General features: G+C 58.6%; 19 protein-coding genes. 8 read left to right on the forward strand and 11 right to left on the reverse strand.

Annotated features, from left to right (window positions below):
- Positions 1-135: 135 nt before the first annotated feature.
- Genes B2P82_RS13185 through B2P82_RS13200 form a run of 4 tightly spaced genes read left to right on the forward strand, consistent with a single transcriptional unit; the run spans position 136 to position 4,923 of the window.
- Complete coding sequence (locus tag B2P82_RS13185) at positions 136-2,430, forward strand: S8 family peptidase (protein ID WP_290497428.1); 2,295 nt, start codon at positions 136-138, stop codon at positions 2,428-2,430.
- Entirely contained in the window at positions 2,430-2,996 is a 567-nt protein-coding gene (locus B2P82_RS13190) for a hypothetical protein (RefSeq protein ID WP_206991489.1), read from the forward strand. Before B2P82_RS13185 ends, B2P82_RS13190 begins: the two co-directional genes overlap by 1 nt.
- Positions 2,993-3,637 carry a hypothetical protein gene (locus B2P82_RS13195; protein WP_051607814.1) on the forward strand — a complete coding sequence of 215 codons (645 nt, stop codon included), beginning with the start codon at positions 2,993-2,995 and terminating at the stop codon, positions 3,635-3,637. Before B2P82_RS13190 ends, B2P82_RS13195 begins: the two co-directional genes overlap by 4 nt.
- Complete coding sequence (locus B2P82_RS13200) at positions 3,637-4,923, forward strand: M23 family metallopeptidase (protein ID WP_290497430.1); 1,287 nt, start codon at positions 3,637-3,639, stop codon at positions 4,921-4,923. The genes B2P82_RS13195 and B2P82_RS13200 overlap by 1 nt, the downstream gene beginning before the upstream one ends.
- A gap of 7 nt (positions 4,924-4,930) precedes the next feature.
- On the opposite strand, the gene msrB is transcribed toward B2P82_RS13200, so the two are convergent.
- From msrB to B2P82_RS13215, 3 genes are read right to left on the reverse strand one after another with little or no spacing between them, the layout of a single operon-like run.
- Positions 4,931-5,464 carry a peptide-methionine (R)-S-oxide reductase MsrB gene (gene msrB / locus B2P82_RS13205; RefSeq protein ID WP_290497432.1) on the reverse strand — a complete coding sequence of 178 codons (534 nt, stop codon included), beginning with the start codon at positions 5,462-5,464 and terminating at the stop codon, positions 4,931-4,933.
- A gap of 58 nt (positions 5,465-5,522) precedes the next feature.
- Positions 5,523-5,762 carry a DUF2164 domain-containing protein gene (locus B2P82_RS13210; protein WP_290480075.1) on the reverse strand — a complete coding sequence of 80 codons (240 nt, stop codon included), beginning with the start codon at positions 5,760-5,762 and terminating at the stop codon, positions 5,523-5,525.
- On the reverse strand, positions 5,749-6,696 hold the full coding sequence (locus tag B2P82_RS13215) for a prephenate/arogenate dehydrogenase family protein (protein WP_290497434.1): 948 nt from the start codon (positions 6,694-6,696) through the stop codon (positions 5,749-5,751). The genes B2P82_RS13210 and B2P82_RS13215 overlap by 14 nt, the downstream gene beginning before the upstream one ends.
- 177 nt (positions 6,697-6,873) lie before the next feature.
- On the opposite strand from B2P82_RS13215, the gene B2P82_RS13220 reads away from it, so the two are divergent.
- Complete coding sequence (locus B2P82_RS13220) at positions 6,874-7,251, forward strand: DUF983 domain-containing protein (protein ID WP_290497436.1); 378 nt, start codon at positions 6,874-6,876, stop codon at positions 7,249-7,251.
- Here B2P82_RS13220 and B2P82_RS13225 read toward each other — a convergent pair.
- Both B2P82_RS13225 and B2P82_RS13230 read right to left on the reverse strand, forming a co-directional pair.
- On the reverse strand, positions 7,248-7,592 hold the full coding sequence (locus B2P82_RS13225; protein WP_034814880.1) for a P-II family nitrogen regulator: 345 nt from the start codon (positions 7,590-7,592) through the stop codon (positions 7,248-7,250). The two genes, B2P82_RS13220 and B2P82_RS13225, sit on opposite strands and share 4 nt — an antisense overlap.
- Before the next feature lie 68 nt (positions 7,593-7,660).
- Positions 7,661-8,404: a methyltransferase domain-containing protein gene (locus B2P82_RS13230; RefSeq protein ID WP_290497438.1), complete on the reverse strand. Its 744-nt coding sequence runs from the start codon at positions 8,402-8,404 to the stop codon at positions 7,661-7,663.
- Between the two features lie 38 nt (positions 8,405-8,442).
- Here B2P82_RS13230 and gloB point away from each other — a divergent pair, with 38 nt between their 5' ends.
- Positions 8,443-9,216 carry a hydroxyacylglutathione hydrolase gene (gene gloB, locus B2P82_RS13235; protein ID WP_290497440.1) on the forward strand — a complete coding sequence of 258 codons (774 nt, stop codon included), beginning with the start codon at positions 8,443-8,445 and terminating at the stop codon, positions 9,214-9,216.
- Positions 9,216-9,662 (forward strand): cupin domain-containing protein, encoded by a 447-nt coding sequence (locus B2P82_RS13240; RefSeq protein ID WP_290497442.1) that lies wholly within the window; start codon positions 9,216-9,218, stop codon positions 9,660-9,662. Before gloB ends, B2P82_RS13240 begins: the two co-directional genes overlap by 1 nt.
- Here B2P82_RS13240 and B2P82_RS13245 read toward each other — a convergent pair.
- The 6 genes from B2P82_RS13245 to cysS form a co-directional block, all read right to left on the reverse strand.
- The gene (locus B2P82_RS13245; RefSeq protein ID WP_290497443.1) at positions 9,659-10,468 is read right to left on the reverse strand and encodes a glycosyltransferase family 2 protein; all 810 of its coding nucleotides are present in this window, start codon (positions 10,466-10,468) and stop codon (positions 9,659-9,661) included. The genes B2P82_RS13240 and B2P82_RS13245 overlap by 4 nt on opposite strands.
- Positions 10,465-11,712, reverse strand: a complete 1,248-nt coding sequence (locus tag B2P82_RS13250) for an O-antigen ligase family protein (protein ID WP_290497444.1) — start codon at positions 11,710-11,712, stop codon at positions 10,465-10,467. The genes B2P82_RS13245 and B2P82_RS13250 overlap by 4 nt, the downstream gene beginning before the upstream one ends.
- A gap of 49 nt (positions 11,713-11,761) precedes the next feature.
- Positions 11,762-13,735, reverse strand: coding sequence for a threonine--tRNA ligase (thrS, locus tag B2P82_RS13255; protein ID WP_290497445.1), 1,974 nt, complete (start codon positions 13,733-13,735; stop codon positions 11,762-11,764).
- 279 nt (positions 13,736-14,014) lie between these two features.
- The gene (gene yidD / locus B2P82_RS13260) at positions 14,015-14,362 is read right to left on the reverse strand and encodes a membrane protein insertion efficiency factor YidD (protein WP_290497447.1); all 348 of its coding nucleotides are present in this window, start codon (positions 14,360-14,362) and stop codon (positions 14,015-14,017) included.
- 1 nt (position 14,363) lies between these two features.
- Entirely contained in the window at positions 14,364-14,822 is a 459-nt protein-coding gene (locus B2P82_RS13265; RefSeq protein WP_290480082.1) for an iron-sulfur cluster assembly scaffold protein, read from the reverse strand.
- Positions 14,823-15,036: 214 nt separating this feature from the next.
- The gene (gene cysS, locus B2P82_RS13270; protein ID WP_290480083.1) at positions 15,037-16,422 is read right to left on the reverse strand and encodes a cysteine--tRNA ligase; all 1,386 of its coding nucleotides are present in this window, start codon (positions 16,420-16,422) and stop codon (positions 15,037-15,039) included.
- Between the two features lie 371 nt (positions 16,423-16,793).
- Here cysS and folE point away from each other — a divergent pair, with 371 nt between their 5' ends.
- Entirely contained in the window at positions 16,794-17,411 is a 618-nt protein-coding gene (gene folE / locus B2P82_RS13275) for a GTP cyclohydrolase I FolE (protein WP_034815219.1), read from the forward strand.
- Positions 17,412-17,536 lie beyond the last annotated feature (125 nt).

Raw genomic sequence — 17,536 nt, forward strand, 5'->3', positions numbered from 1 at the left:
CTTCCGATTTCACGTCAACAAGTGTCAGGTTGAAAAGCGTTTGCATTGGACAATGCCCCACCCTCGTCATAATCTTGCTAAAGGGTTAATCTAAGGAGCTGGGAGTATCTTGGGAAACACACGGGGATATCTCACATGCTGCGGAAACTGATATCGACGCCGGGCCGCCTCGCGCTCGGAACTGCTTTGGCCAGCCTGCTCGTGCTGTCCTCATGCGACCAGCAAGACACAAGGCTCGAACGCGCTCGTGATCTCGCCGAGGCGACTATGGACCAGTTGAGCGGTCGGACCATTGTTGAACCGGACGCTCCGAAACCGCTGGAAGCAGCTGACGTCATGGACCGAGCCATTGCCGGTACGCTGCGCAATGACATGAATTTCGAAACGGCAAGCGCGAGCCCGATGTTTGCGGTCGGATCGATCATTGCCAAGCCACGAGACATCCCCCCTGCTGAAGCCATGGCGGTCGTGGAAGACGATGAAGTCTTCCTGGAAGATCCGGAAGCCTTTGACGAATTTTCCGACGATCCGGTCGAGGCTGAAAGCGCCCCTGCTGCAGAGTCCGATGCCACCGCACCGATCACTTCTGCGCCTGCCCCGTCACGCAGCCTGTCGGTTCAGCCTGCACGCGTCATGCCCAAGGTGAAGCTCGACCCAAAAGCACGAGAAAAAACTCTGCAGGAAATTGACAAGGCATCCAGGCAACTGGAACAGACCGCCGCGAAAGAACCATCGCCAACGGCGCGCACCCGGTCCCTCAATCCCCGTTCCCTGGAATCTGCACCGGTTCAGGAAAAAGTCGCAGCGCGCAAGCTTGCGCGTCGTTCTGTTATCAGTCGTGATGCCATTACAGCGCAACGCGATGCCAATTCCGTAATGCTGGACACATTGTCGAAGTATGGAATGGGCGGCGAAGTGGCCCTGTCTCGCGAGGGGCAGATGGTCATACAAATCGGCGAGGATGGTGGCAGCCCCACTCGGTTCACGCCAGCCGGATCCCCTCGCAACACGATGCAGAATTTCCTCGCCGTCGATGCGAAACTCGAATGCCCAGACAATCCTGATATGGTCACCGTTCAGTCGAGCCCGGTGCTCGCGACAGAATGTATCGTGAAAGACCTGAAAGCGTCTGGTCAGTTCGAATATGTCGAGAAAGACTATATTTTCGAAAACCAGTTCGCTCGTAAACCACGCCCCGACACACCGGCCACCGGAACCGATGTGACCCCGGACGTCATCACCGACACAACCATCACCCCGAATGACCCGCTTTGGGAACTTCAATGGCATTTCCAGAACAATGGTACAGGCGAAGGCGAGTCCGTAGGGGGCTCAAGCTTCCAGAAATTCTGGACCCGTCAGGGCACAGATGGATCAGCAGATGTTGTCGTGGCTGTTGTAGACACCGGCCTGCAACTGGAACACCCCGACATCAAGGATTCCCCCAACATCGCACCGGGTTGGGATATGGTCTCCGATCCACGTATGGGAAATGATGGCGACGGCCGTGACGGCGATCCGAACGATCCGGGCGATCTCTGTGATCCGTCGGTCCCATTTGCAGAAGACACATTTCACGGCACACATGTGGCGGGAACGATTGGCGCAGCCGCGACCAACAATGCCTCAGGGGTCGCGGGCGGGGCGTGGAACGTCAAAATCGTTCCAGTGCGCGCGCTCGGCAAATGTGGTGGACGTCTCTCCGACATCAATGATGCCATCCGGTGGGCAGGCGGCCTGATCCCGGCCGAGGATGCGGAAGGCAACGAGATCTGGAACGACAATCCGGCTGACGTAATCAACCTCTCCATCGGGCTGTTCGAATACTGTCCTGCATCGCTGCAGGATGCGATTGATTCGGTCACTGAGCGTGGTGTGCTGGTCGTCTCGGCAGCCGGCAATGCCCGCGTTGCGACGCAGTATTATGCGCCGGGTGGCTGCGCGAATGTGATCACAGTCGCCGCCGGCGATGCCCGGGGACATATAGCCCCCTATTCCAATTTCGGACCGGAAGTAGATCTCCTCGCCCCTGGTGGAGACCTGACACGGGACGACAATGGGGACGGTCGTCCAGATGGCGTCCTGTCCACCAAGGCTGCAACGAATTGCTATGACCCGGTCACGGGTGAAGCCGTCGAAGACTGCTTCTACGCTTTCGAACAGGGCACATCGATGGCAGCGCCGCATGTCTCAGCAGCACTTGCCCTCCTCAAGGCACGCGATCCTGACGCCACGCCGGAAGAGCTGAAAGCCACCCTGCTCGCTGCATCCAGCCCGCGATCTGCGATGCAATGCTCTGGCTCATGTGCACTCTACCCGGGCACCACTCCGATTGAGGGAAGCCCCGACATGTGCACACGTCCATGCGGTCAAGGCTTGCTCGACCTCGCCATGGTGCCGGAACGGCCGACCGGCGGTGGCGGAGACTGATGCCAAAACGGCGCCCTTCTCCCGTCCATCTCGGCGGGCCGCTTGGCCTTGCAGGGGTCACCCTGCTGGCCAGCGCGGTGGGGTTGGTTATCGTGGGGAGTGATGACCGCAATAGCTCCCAATCACGGCCTGAACAGGACAGCCCCGCCACACAGGCGGCGACCGACCCACGTCCGCCAATCGGCACCGTGGGTGTAGAACAGGTCAAGCCTGCTGCCGTCAGTGGCAGCAGCTCGTCCAGTTCGAGCGGTGCGGAAGTCACCTTTATCGTCCGCCTCAAGGGGCGGTCTGAAGTTGATACGATTGCGCGCAATTTCAAACGCGATCGCGAGACCGCTGATGCGGCATATTCGGATCTCGTAGAAGACATCCCCATCCTGAAGGATTTCCGTCTCGTGGGCGCCAGCTATTCCGGCGAAATCAATCTGGTGTACCAACTGCCCGCCGGTGTCGAGGCGACACGCGGGCGAATTGAAGAAATCCGCCAACAGATATTGTCAATTGATGGCGTCGCCTATGCAGACCCTGACTTCGTAGCTCATCCCGGAGAGGACAAACGCAAATGACATCTATCCGTACCATCCTGATTGTCGGTGGGTGCGCGCTCTCGCTTACCGCATGCGACTTCTTGATTGCGAGAGACCGCGACGAACCAGCACCGGTTGAAACCCAAGAGCCGGAAATTGCTCCTGCAGAAGAAGCTACGCTCGTTCCAGATCAACCTGACGGTCCGGTGATGGTCGCCAGCACTGCAACAATCGACTGGGACGCTGCACGAGCAGATCTTGCTGCCACACCCAGCGAGCAGCGCGAGACGAGTTTCCAGGTGGAATCCGGCGGCACCGCGCCGCCCGTACCGGTCTTGCTTCCAACCGGCATCGTCGTGCCACAGGGCGCCGAGAGTGGCATCCGCTTTCAACCCATGTCGGACGGCTATTTCGCTGCCTATCCCGGCATAGACTATGACATTGTCGTCAATGGCACGAATGAAGTCATTGGAGTTGATACCACCAATGCCCAAGACGATACGCCCGTCCTGACCTACACGCCAACGATGAGTGGAGCACAAGTCTCGTTCTCTCGTTACGGCGCAGACTACCTCGTGGAATTTGAATGCAAATCCATCAAGGGAGGTGAAGCCGACTGCATCACGGAGCAAGAAGCTCTCGATGTGACCAACAAGCTAGTAATTGCGGGGACGCGTTGATGAAACCAACACGATTGCTGCTGCTGGCGAGCGCAGCCCTCATGCTGTCCGCCTGCGACTTTGTCAGATTTCCGGGAGATGGCGGACCAAGTCCGACAACGCCGGATGCGGGGCCTGCTGTACCGCCCGGAGCGCCCGGACCTCCGCCGCCGTCTGCGCCGGTCGACAATCCCTATGGGGCAGACGGTGAGGACACGCCAACGGACCCTGCGGATGATGCGGAAGATACAGCCAACTCGCCTGATACGGATGATCTCGGGGACGGACCTGATCCAGTAGACGCCGACAACCCCGCTACCGATCCGATTGATGTCGACACCCCCACCGACGACATTCCCGACGTCGACACACCAGATACTGATCCCGCGACAACTCCTGAAGATGATGACGCTTCGGACCAGGACACCAACCCTGAAACGGATGCTAACACCGATACGGACACGGATACCGAAACACCGGGCGACACGCTTGATGACACGGACATTCCGGCTGAAGATATCAGTGATGATGATGGCAACGACGCTGCCAGCCTGCCCGACCCTGTTGAGCCGGTCGAACCAACCTTCAGCTATTTTGAAGCCGGAGCGCTTCTGCCTGGCTCAGGCCAAGGTGCACCGGAGCAGATTGCATACGCACCTGATCTTGTATTTCCTATCGCGGATGCACCAACTTACCTACAGTCCCAAGTGTTCAGCTTTGGCGGGGGTGTCGCGGGGGGCGACCAGTGCGATTCCCGCAACTACGCCTATCCATGGCGGGACAATTTCTGCGAAGTACGCAGCGCCAATCGGACCTCTCCTTACTGCCCCCAACCCAAGGTCCACCAGGGGCAGGACATTCGGGTCGGCACACCACAGGAATGCAATACACTGCGCAGGACAGCTGCCAGTGACCGCACCCTGCACAAGGTTGTCGCTGTGTCTGATGGTGTCATCTCACACGTTGGCACTTACAGCGTGAATCTGCGCGCAGGCGGACGTATCTTCAAATACATGCACATGAACATGGACAAGCTGCAGGTAAAGGCGGGGGACCCAGTCGAGGCCGGCCAGCATATTGGGTATGTCTCGAATGATTTCGGCGGCACGCCCACAACGTTTCACCTTCATTTCGAAATCACACAAAATGATGGTGGTGCGGGCTGGGTTCACGTCCCGCCATATCTCTCGCTGGCTCAGGCTTATGAGCGTCGGGAAGGCGGTCCTGGTGAGGTAGTTGAAGCCGGAAATGTCGGCGTCGCTACCACGCCATTCGTAATCCCCGAGGGCATGGAAATCATCGAGTGATCCGGAATCAGGCCGGCTTGAAGGTCAGCGCAACGCCATTGTTGCAATACCGCAAGCCGGTGGGTTCCGGCCCATCCTCGAATACATGCCCCTGATGGCCCAGGCATTGGGCGCAGTGGTATTCCGTGCGCACATAAATCAGCTTGCGATCAGGTTTGGTTCCCATGGCGCCCGGCAAGACATCATAGAAGCTCGGCCAGCCCGTGCCGGAATCGAATTTGGTGTCCGATGAAAACAGGGCGAGGTCACACCCGGCGCAATGATAGGTACCTGTGCGGGCCTCCTTGTTCAGGTCCGATGTAAAGGGACGCTCGGTACCCTCTTCCCGCATAACGCCGTAGGCGACCGCGCTCAGGCGCGCACGCCAGTCATCATCGGTGAGCTGGCGCCATTCGGAATCAGCATATTGCTCCTCATTATCGGCGTTTTCAGCGTCTGCTGCTTCCGATGTCGAATTGATGGAACAGGCGGCAAGGCCCAGTGAAGCGGCGCCGGACAGTAGCAGCGAGCGTCGGGAAATCGTGTGGGTCATGCGGTTCATACGCGGACCATACCGAAAGGTTCAGTCCCGCACGACACACAAGCGCGTGAGCATCATGTCAGCCAGCTTCCTCGACCCAGACTTCACCGTCGAGGTCCTCCAGCTTGCCCTGCAGGTGAGCGCGGACATCTGCGACAGCCTGATTGTAAACGGCCGGGCCGAGCGTCTTCAGCATCAGGTCGACGATGTCATCTGCCCGAAAATCGCTGAGGCGCTCGTCAAATTCGGTTGCAAACAGAGTTTGCAAATGGCCACGCAACGTCGCGCGACGCTCCTCGGTCAGTTCAAGCGCCTTCATCCTCATCTCCCTTGGGCAGGTTCCGCCCGAAGTTAACTGCCCCAGAATCCTGGCCCGCATCAATGATGGCCTTGCGGATTGAACGGGCGCGATTGAACTCGTTGAAAAGCGTTTCTCCGTCGCCCCAACGGATGGCGCGTTGCAGCGCGGCAAGATCCTCGGAAAACCGGCCAAGGCACTCAAGTACGGCGTCCTTGTTGTTCAGGAAAACATCGCGCCACATGACAGGGTCGGAGGCGGCGATACGGGTGAAATCCCTGAAACCACCAGCAGAATACTTCACGACTTCGCCCTGCTCGACGGTCTCCATGTCGAACGCGGTTGCAACAATATTGAACGCAATCAGGTGTGGCAGGTGCGAGGTGATCGCGAGGACCCGGTCGTGTCGCGCTGCGTCCATCGTTTCAACCGTTGCGCCAAGTTGCGTCCAGAACGCCTCCAGCATCGATAAAGCAGCGCCGTAACTGTCGTCCCCGTCTGCCAGGGGTGTCAGAATGTGCCAGGCATTCTGGAACAGGGTCGGAAAGCCCGCCTCCGGACCGGATTGCTCCGTACCGGCAATGGGGTGGCCCGGGATAATGTGCACGCGGCCATCGGCGGCGGCCGCAAGCGCTTCGGTGGCTTGGCCTTTCACTGAGCCCACATCGGTCAGGACGGCTCCTGCCTTCATCAGCGGCACAGCGTCCGCAGCAACGGCCTGCAAGGCACCAACGGGGACACAGAGGAACACGCAATCTGCCTCTGCCACAGCAGTGGCAAGATTGTCCGCGACATCCCCCAACGCAATTCCAGCGGCGCGCTGGCGCACATCTTCGCTGGAATCATAAAGGCTCACAGTCCCAGCCGCGCCGTACTCCACAGCCGCCCTCGCGATGGACGCGCCGATGAGGCCGGCGCCAATGATGGCAATCTTGTCGAAGACGGGTTTGGTCATGGTGTTCCTGCAGTCAGATTTCGCCCGTTCTGGTGCGGAATACGGCGACCAACGTCAAGGCCTTCATGCCCCTGCAACCATCTACCGCAGATGACACCAACCAAGCGGTCCTTACATAGGTATGGAAAGTGCCGGTAAAGGTCTGACCAAGCATCCGGCTCAAAGAGGTCCAGAATCATGAGCCACCCCTACCCCATCATTTCCGGTATCCGTCAGCGATGCGGCCAGTGCGGCGAAGGCAAATTGTACAGCTCCTACCTGAAGCTCAACGAATCCTGCCCCGTTTGCGGGCGGGACATGACGGCGGCCGATACAGCAGACGGCCCGGCCTTTTTCGTAGGTTTCGGTGTGCTGCTATTGCTGGCGCCGTTTCTGTTCCTGTTGCCGATGAGTCCGCTGCCCCTGGTGCCGATGGTCATTGCCTTCATCGCGCTATGTGCGGCCGTGATTGGACTGTGCTTGTGGTTGTTACCGGTTGCAAAAGGCGTGTTGCTGAACCTTCAGCTCCACCATGGCGCTGAACAGGCAAGCTTCAAGTCGGAAGACCAGAACTAGCCGGACACAGCCTGTTCGTCGCGCTCACCGGTGCGAATCCGGATAATGCTGTCGAGATCGTAGATGAAGATCTTGCCGTCACCGATTGTGCCCGTATTGGCGGCCTGCGTTATGGCCTCGGCGTAGCGCTCGGCCGAGGCATCAGGGCAGGCGACTTCCACTTTGACCTTGGGCAGGAGGCGCACTTCGTATTCCGCGCCGCGATAAACTTCGGTTTTGCCAAGCTGGCGACCATAGCCGCGCACTTCCGATACGGTCAGTCCTGTCGCGCCAGCTTCGGACAGCGCGTCAATCACCGCATCCAATCGGCTCGGCTTGAAGATGGCTGTTACGAGTTTCATGGCACGCAATCCTTTGATCTGTAATGCGAATTAGGAGTTTCTAAACTACCGAGGCGCGCGTAGCGGCGTCAATGGCTTTCGCGACCATTGCTTGTCGCAGGCCGCGCCAGACGCACTTTTTCGGTCACTGGTGCTGTAGCGCCGCCTCCAGGAGAAGCATAAAGGCGTTTCACTGCCTCCACCAACACCACGCCACCGAGCCCCGGCGCGAGCATTCGGCCCATCACTTCCCAGCCTTCGGCCGCCGAACTCACCAAAGGTGTCGCCATTGGCGGCATGTAAAGCGCACTACTGGACGCTGTAACCTGAAACAGCCCGATCGAGAGCAGATTCATGAGCTGCGCGCGTGTCCAGGGGCGGCCTTGGCCAAACGGCGTCTTGGTCGCGCGCGACCACAAGCCGGACCGGTTGGACGCCGCCAATACAATACGACCCTCTGGAGCCGTTATCCGCCAGATTTCCCGCAAATAGGCTCGCGGATTGCCCGATTCCTCGATCCCATGCAGCACGATAACACGATCAAACATGCCGTCCGGAAAGGGCAGTCGAACATCGCCTATGGCGACCGCCGCATTGCCGCGACGGAACGGGTCCCATGAGACGGGTCCATGATCGAGCGGGATACCTGCCACGCTGCGCCCCGGCGCAGCACCAAAGGCCTCGAGCACCGGAATGGCGTATCCCAGACCCAGCAGAGAGAGGCCGCGCGCATCTCCCCAGAGATCCGTCAGCTTGCCAGACAGGATGCGCGTCGCTGCCTGCCCCAAAGGCGAGGCATAGAAACGTTGCAAGGTGACGGCATCCTGACGCATGAAGTGGCCTGTGCTAGTCTGGTCTGCAGGAGACGCTAATGACGAAAATCACCCTCGACATACACAAATTTCCCTGCCTGAACGATAATTACGGCTATCTGGTTCATGAACCTGTCTCAGGAAAGACTGCGGCAATCGATACGCCGGATGCCGAAAAATACCTTGCCGAGGCCGATCGTAAAGGCTGGACGGTTACGCACATCCTGAACACGCACTGGCACCCCGACCATGCGGGCGGGAACTTGCGGATCAAGGAAGTCACGGGATGCACCATTTACGGACCAGCCGGTGAAGCGGAAAAAATTCCCGGCATTGATGTGAAACTATCCGAAGGCGATATCGTCGAATTTGGGCGTACGAACGCGCGCGTGATGGATGTGCCCGGGCATACGCTAGGCCACATCGCCTATCATTTCTCAGATCAAGACGTCGCATTTGTCGGAGACGCTGTCTTTGCACTTGGTTGCGGCCGTGTTTTTGAAGGCACGATGGAGATGATGTGGAACAGCCTGTCCAAGCTGAAAGCTCTGCCGCCAGAAACCCAGCTCTACTGCGCGCATGAATATACACAGGCCAACGCAAGGTTTGCCGTCACGGTCGACCCGCAGAATAAAGCACTGACGGATTACGCGCTCTGGATTGACGAGCGTCGTGCAGAGGGCCTTCCAACTGTTCCAACGCGGTTGGACAAAGAACTTGCCACGAACCCATTCTTGCGTGCCGACGATCCTGTACTCCAGGCGGCGATGGGTCATCCCGGCAACACCGTCGAAACCTTCGCCGAAATACGTGGACGCAAGGACCGCTTCTGATGCGGGGTATTTCCGGAGATCTCGGCGCCCGAGAGATCATCCGCATGTTGGATCTGACCCCTCACCCAGAGGGAGGACACTTCCGGGAAACGTATCGCGCGCCGACATCGGACGACAACCGCGCCAATTCCACGATGATCTACTATCTGCTGCAAGCTGACGAAGTCTCGGCATGGCATAGGGTAGATGCTGACGAATTCTGGCTATGGCATGCGGGCGGCCCTCTTTCCCTCACGCTATCGCCACCCGACGGCCAAGGGGCAAGTGCGGTGACGCTCGGTCCTGATCTGCGGTCTGGGCATCGCCCGCAACTTGTCGTCTCATCGCAGCACTGGCAGACAGCGGAAACGCTGGGCGCATGGACACTGGTCAGTTGTATTGTTGCCCCGGGCTTCGAATTTAGCGGGTTTGAAATGGCCCCCGATGATTGGCGTCCAACCGTCTAGCGACGGGCCTTCAAGGCGCGCACCATGACTGGTGAAATCAACGTCACCATCAGACGTTCCAGCGGGCCGTTCGCAAATTTCCTGAAATACTTCACAAGGCTGCGCGCCTTGTGCTCGACCACAGCCTCAGAGGGAACGTCCGACGTCGACCCATAATGCAACGCGCCCGCATGAGGTTGATAGATTACGCTACCGCCAGACTTCAGGACCCGGCGACAAAGGTCGACATCTTCGACGTGCAGAAAATAGCCCTCGTCGAACCCTCCCATCTTGCGAAACGCCTGACGATCCATCATGAAAAAGGCACCTGACACTGCACCGACTTCGATGGAGTTGCGGGGCGGCGGGTCATTTTCCAGCGTCCACTTACCGAACCCCATCGCTCGCAAGAGCGTCAGCGTGTTGCGCCGCGCGCCTCGCTCCTCACGTCCGTGGATATCAAAAATTTTGCCGCCGACCAGGACGGGTTCCGCGCGCTTGTCCATTGCCGCCACCAGTCTTGCAAGCGAACCGCGGCGCAGAACCGCATCCGGATTAATGACGAGAAGCAGCTTGCCGAGCGCCCCCGCCGCACCCTTGTTCACCCCGGCCCCAAAACCGGGATTCGTGCCATCACGGACGATGTGGACTTTATCTGAATTTGCCTCGAACTCATCGATCCAGGACTGTTCCTCTGGCCGATTTCCGTTGTCGACAATGATAATTTCAGAAATGTCCGGATCGGACTTCAGGGCATAGAGACATTCATGCAAGCGAGGGCCGGTATGATAGGTCACAACGATCGCCGTAATTGTCGGGAGAGTCATCCAAGCGATCCTCTCACACGGCGAGACAGAACAATCAGCGCAACGACAGCGAGCGCCAAGGTAGACCAGAAAGCTTCATTCCAGACACTATAGGAAAAACTGAACAGGCAGAACGCCGCCGCCAGCATGCCGCCAATCGCGTAGCGAATATCCGCGCGTAAATTGTGCCCAATTGGCAGTCGCCATCCGATCAGCAGAACGGCGAGTGCCGCAACAAATGCACCAACTGCGCCCGTCTCAGCCCATATCTGCAAGGCCATATTGTGCGGATGCCCCGGAACGACCGGATATCGCGCCCAGAAATCCGGCAACTGCGCCATCCATTCCGGATAGGCTGCATACGTGTCCTGCCAGGATTTTGATGCTTCGATACCATGCCCCATCAGCGGTGCCTCCTGAATCTTCCCGATCACGACTTCCCACGACCAGGCGCGAGACTGGAAAGACCCCGGCAAGTTCACACCACTTCGCTCCAGCATGTAGAGCAGCCCACTCATCAAGATCGGCGCTAGCGCAATATAGGCAGCGACAGCCGTGAATAGGCCGCTCAGGCCATACTTTGGGAAGACCCGAACAATAACGAAAGCGACGAGCATCAAAGCCGCGCCAAACATGGCGGCTGATGATCCGAGAACGCCGAAGCTGACAAGGCTGGCCAGCGCAATCATCAGTGCGAGCCCCTTCCATGCCAAGCCTGGCCGGGCCCCGACATATGCTACAAGTATAGGCAGTACGAGCGCAAAAGCGTTCGCACCCCGATCAAGGTTCTGAAAGCCCGAAGAATGATTGAGCGGATCATCCCCGTAGAAGACGGGCATCACTGAAGTCTCGAAGACCGGGCTGAGCAGGATCAGCAGACCATGTATGGAGAGGCTTCCCAATATCAGGCGGGACGAGATCTGTGCGCGCCCGGGCGCAGTTCGCAATGCACCGGCTATCAAGAGCGTGGTGAAGAAAAGCGTCAATATGATGCGCAGCCCGGCGGACCGAATGGCAAAGTCGCCGCCCATCAATGTCCCATTGATGATTCCCCGCGAGACCGGAGACCAGGACTCACTCGCAACGGCCCAGACCAGAAAGGCCATGCCCGCCAGCAGGTAGTGGGCGGGACGGATACCGGGCCGTGCAACAAATAATGCAGGAATCGCAGCCAGCGCGAGCAACAGGACGTTACCTTGCGTCCCTGCCATGGAGGTCAAAGGCCACAACAGGAAGGCCGCGGCGAGAAAAGGTGCGTAGCTCATGCCGCGCATCTTTTCGTGTTCCGCAGTACCTGTCACCTGTTGATCCGGACTAGTCGGACTTCAGGTCTGGTGCGAGGGCTTCTTGGGCGAGATCGCGGCAGGCATCCTCCAGCGAGATCATTTGCTGACCATTGCTGCCAAGCCGACGCAACGCCAGTGTACGGTCCTCAGCCTCACGACCACCAACCACCGCAATGATTGGCACTTTCTGAACCGAATGCTCGCGAACCTTGTAGTTAATCTTCTCATTGCGAAGATCGGTCTCGACGCGCAGTCCGGCCTTGCGCAGAGCAGCCGCTGCTTCCTCAGCGTACTCGTTCGCTGCGTCTGTGATCGCCGCAACGACAACTTGCACCGGTGACAGCCACATAGGGAAAGCGCCGGAAAACTCCTCGATCAAGATACCGATAAAGCGCTCCATCGAGCCCAGGATGGCGCGGTGCAACATGACCGGGCGCTGCTTTGAACCGTCCGACGCCGTATATTCAGCGCCGAGACGCTCTGGCAGAACATAGTCCAGCTGCAACGTACCACATTGCCAAACCCGGCCGATCGCGTCCGTGAGTTGGAATTCAAGCTTGGGTCCGTAGAAGGCCCCTTCCCCGGGCATGATCTCACAGGGCAGGCCCGCTGCATCAACGGCGTCCTGCAGGCCTTTCTCGGCCCGTTCCCAGGTTGCGTCATCCCCGGCCCGGACATCCGGACGTGTGGAGAGTTTCACGGCGATATTCTCAAAGCCGAAATCCCGGTACACCTTTTCGAGCAGGCGACAGAAGCGGATAGACTCTTCGACGATCTGGTCTTCACGGCAGAAGATGTGCGCATCGTCCTGCGTGAATTGACGGACCCGCATGATGCCATGCAGCGCGCCATGCGGCTCGTTGCGGTGGCAACACCCGAATTCCGCCAAGCGCAGCGGCAGGTCGCGATAGGATTTCTGGCCCTGTTTGAAGACTTCGACATGCGCCGGACAGTTCATGGGTTTCAACGCCATAAGTTTGGCATCGTCAGGCACCGAAATGTCCACGCCTTCATCACCTTCAGGAATGAAGTCCGGCACGATGAACATGTTCTCGCGATACTTGCCCCAGTGACCGGATTTCTCCCACTGAACCGAATCCATCAATTGCGGCGTCTTGATCTCTTCATAGCCGGCCGCATCGAGACGCCGGCGCATATAGGATTCGATCTGCAACCAGATCTGGTAGCCTTTCGGGTGCCAGAAGATGGACCCGGCCGCCGCCAGGCCGTCGAGATGGAACAGGTCGAGCTGCGTCGCGAGTTTGCGATGGTCACGCTTTTCGGCCTCTTCGAGGCGCAGCAGATGCGCCTTGAGGTCTTTCTCATTGGCCCAAGCCGTGCCGTACATGCGCTGAAGCATTTCGTTCTTGGAGTCGCCACGCCAATAGGCGCCCGCCAGCTTCATCAGCTTGAAGGCCTTCGGCAACTTGCCCGTGCTGGGCAGGTGCGGGCCGCGGCAAAGGTCGAACCAGTCGCCTTGCTTGTAAACCGTGATCGCTTCGCCCGGAGGGATGATGTCGTCGATGATCCGCGCCTTGTAGTCTTCGCCGATCTTCTTGAACGTCTCGATGGCCTGGTCCTTGTCCCAGACCTCGCGGACAATCGGATAGTCCGCGTCGACAATCTCGCGCATTTTCTTTTCGATCTTCTCGAAATCTTCCGTCGAGAACGGCTCTTCTCGGGCAAAGTCGTAATAGAAGCCATCATCGATGACTGGGCCAATCGTGACCTGCGCGTCGGGATAGAGTTCCTGCACTGCCTGCGCCAGCACGTGGGCCGCATCATGGCGGATCAGTTCGAGGCCTTCGGCATCATTCGCCGTAACAAGTTCGACCTTTGCGTCACCGTCGAGCGGGCGCATCAAATCTCTCAGCTCGCCGTCAACCCGGGCGGCGAGCGCCTTCTTGGCGAGGGAATTGGAAATCGATTTGGCGACGTCAAAGGGCGACGCGCCCTCTTCATATTCGCGGACGGAGCCGTCTGGCAGGGATACTTTGATCATGGTCTAATCTTTTCGTGCATTCTTGCGCTCTGTACAGCGCGGCAAATTCGGTTCCGGTCGGGCCCTTTATCCGGCGTCTGCTTAACGCGACTTCACCAGATTTCCCACCCCATACGCATTTCTCGCGCAGTGGCGGGGTTTTCGGACCCTATGCGGGCTTCTTTTGGGCTGTTTATGGGTACATGAAGCGGGCGCGCACAAAGGCGCAGCCAAGGGGCGCGTCAGGCACCCCGGCGAGTTCGTGTGGTCAGGCCAACAGGGCCAAGAAGGCAACGAATATCACTCATCGGGTTTCATATGGCATGACGACGAGCGGTTTTCAATTCGTTCCATGGCCTTGCGCGCCGACCATTCGCCATACCGCCAAGGCTGCCAGACCGGCACATCAGGCAGGGTTTCCGGCACCGGGTCCTTGCCGAGACTGCCGCCCGGTCGGCACCGGATGAAACGCGCCAGCGCCATCCATATGCCCGGCCACCATCCAAACCGCGCAACACATTCAGCGCCATACTCACTGCAGGTTGGCGTATGCTGGCAGCGCGCACCGAACGCGTAGAACACCTGGCTTGGGCCATGCTTGTAGACCCAAAGCAGACCATTCGCTGATCGACGCCGCAAACCGGCCATCTCAGCCTGCCGTCTGGCGGGCGAGACCGCGGCTTGCCAATGCCTCCTCGATGGCAGCAACCGCCGCCTCAAAAGCCAGCAGCGTGGACGTATGGCGAGGGGGATAATCGGCCACGGGTTCCAGATGGCGCAGCTCCCAGAAGCGGCCTTCCGGCGGAGGTCCATTGTCTTTCAGCATGTCTTTCAAAGCGTCTCGCGCCGCGATCACCTCTTCGATCGTTGCACCGATAGCGTGTTCTGTAAGGATCGAGGTAGCCGCCTGCCCGAGAGCGCAAGCCTTTGGATCCACTGCGATGGCCATGATGCGTGCGCCCGCTTCGTCCAATTTCAGATCAACCTTCACGGTCGAACCGCACACACGCGATACCTTCAGGACAGACCCGTCAGGATCTGTCAGATCACCCACATGCTGGATGTCTGCTGCGAGTTCGAGAACACGATTATGGTACAGTTCGCTCATCGCCTGAAACATGGCCTTCGCAGGCGCACGGCGCAAGGCTGAGGCACGGTGACAAAAAATGCCGCCTGACTCAGGCGCGAACGCGAGGCAGGCGGCAAAGGCGTGTCGTGCATTGAAAACGGGGCGCTCAGGCCGTGGCCCGAACACACAGGAGCGGCCTGTTAAGGTCAATTAAAGCTTCCGTCATCGGGGCAATTGCAGTCGGCCTGAAAAATCAAATACGTCGCCAAGTCGAGCCACCGGCCCCATCCATGATCTCAATACCTTCGGCAGCAAGTTGATCACGAATTCGGTCAGCTTCAGCCCAGTCCTTGGCTGCGCGCGCATCGATACGCGCCTGAACAAGTCCATTGATACGGTCATTGCCATCATCATCCCCGCCCTGTTCCCAGGCTTTGGGAGTCAGGGTCAAAAGCCCAAGCATTTCGCCGGCATCGAGCAAATTTGCGCGGGCCGTCGCCATAGCATCCGTATCTCCCTTGTCCGCCGCCATGTTCGCTTCGCCGGCAATGCGCGAGAGCGAAGCGAGCGCTTCGGGTGTGTTCAGATCATCACAAAGTGCGTCGAAGACGCCCCGGTCATCGACTTCACCGCCTTCAGCGTCCCACACACGGCGCAACGCGCCATAAATCCGGTCGAGCGTTGTCTTGGCCTGTTTCAGCAAGTCTTCCGTCCAGTCGAGCGGCGCGCGGTAATGCCCGCTCAGCATGGCAAAGCGCAGCACTTCACCGTGCCATTGCTTCAATAGCTCGTGCACCAGAACGACATTGCCGAGCGATTTCGACATCTTCTCGCCGCCCATATCCAGGAAGCCATTGTGCATCCAATAGTTCGCCATGATCTCGCCATGCGCGCATTCGGACTGGGCAATTTCGTTTTCATGATGCGGAAACTGAAGATCAATCCCGCCACCATGAATGTCGATCGTCTTGCCGAGATGCTTTGCGGCCATGGCCGAGCATTCGATATGCCAGCCGGGACGTCCCCTGCCCCACGGGCTGTCCCAGATCGCATCTTCTGGTTCACCTTCCTTGGCGAATTTCCAGAGCGCGAAGTCGGCGGGGTCGCGTTTGTCTTCGTCGACAGCAACGCGTGCGCCGGCTTCATTGTCTTCGAGCTTGCGACCAGACAGCTTTCCATAATCCGGCATGGAATTGACCGAAAACCAGACGCCTTCCTTGCCGACATAGGCATAGCGCTTGCGGACGAGCTTCTCGATCATCTCGATCATTTCGCCGACATGATCGGTCGCCCAAGGCTCAATGCCGGGCGCGAGCACGTTCAGTGCAGCCGTGTCGGCATTGTAGATTTGGGCGAATTTCTTCGTAATCGTCTCAATCGGTTCGCCGGTCTCGACGCTGGCCTTGATGATCTTGTCTTCAATGTCGGTGATGTTGCGCGCGTAGATCACCGCATCCTCACCATACACCCTCATCAGCAGGCGCCGCAGCACATCGAACACAATGGGCGGACGCGCATTGCCGATATGGGCGTAATTGTAGACAGTCGGGCCGCAGACATACATCGTCACGCGCGCCGGATCCTGCGGATGGAAAACGCGCTTTTTGCGCGCGGCGGTGTCGTAGATGCGGATTGTCATGGTTTTTGGGCTCGATTTCGGAAGTCTGGACGTATCGCTGGCGCTACGGGTAGCTGGCCAGCCCTAATGGCGTGTTGATGCGTTAACAGCAACACCGGCAGGCAGGACGACAACAAAATCGAACACGTTCCATGTCGACGGCGATATCATCGGCGCGCAGAAAAGCCAAGAATGGAGTCATCCAGTCGCGCGACGTCAGCGTAGAAAGGGCTGGAAACAAGGCCATCGCACCCTTATGTTCCTCATATCGCCCTGAGGGTATCAACTCCGGGCGGGCGTTAAGTCCGGGCAGGGGAGCATTTTTACGCTTTCCCAGACCAAGCCTCGGCTCGACCCTCGTCCCTCAGTCGAAGGAAACTTCAATCATGGCCATGGACGCCATCACTCCCAATAAAGACAAGGCACGCGCAGAGCCCATCAAGCGCCCTACCGTTCAAGAGGCCGAAGAAGCCGTGCGCACGCTCATCGCGTGGGCTGGCGACGATCCGCGTCGCGAAGGCCTGCTCGACACGCCAAAGCGCGTCGTCAACGCCTACAAGGAATGGTTTTCCGGCTATGAGGAAGATCCCGTCAAATACCTGTCGCGTACCTTTGAGGACGTGCAGGGCTATGATGACATCGTCATGCTGCGCAACATCGACGTGGAGAGCCATTGCGAGCACCACATGGCGCCCTTCCTTGGCAAGGCCTATGTCGCCTACATGCCGTCGGCAGCCGTTGTTGGTATTTCCAAGCTGGCACGCGTCGTAGAGATCTTCTCGAAGCGCCTGCAAACGCAGGAAACCATGACCGCGCAAATCTGTGACGCGATTACCGACAGCCTTGCCCCGATGGGCACGGCGGTCCTGATCGATGCCGTACATGAATGCATGTCGACACGGGGCGTCCACCACAAGGATGTCAGCACGATCACCACGCAGTTTACTGGCGTGTTCAAATCGGATGCCGATTTGCGCAATCGCTTCCTGCGTATGGCCGGCAAGGGTTGAGCCGACTTTCTCTCAGAATTGATCAACCCCGGCCCTCAATGCCGGGGTTTTTTTATGGACTCCGTCCCCAGCATTGATAGCCTCGAAACCGAGGTAGAGTGCAAAAGAACAATCCCGAAAGACGG

Source organism: Hyphomonas sp. UBA4494, assembly GCF_002388935.1.
Taxonomy (GTDB): domain Bacteria; phylum Pseudomonadota; class Alphaproteobacteria; order Caulobacterales; family Hyphomonadaceae; genus Hyphomonas.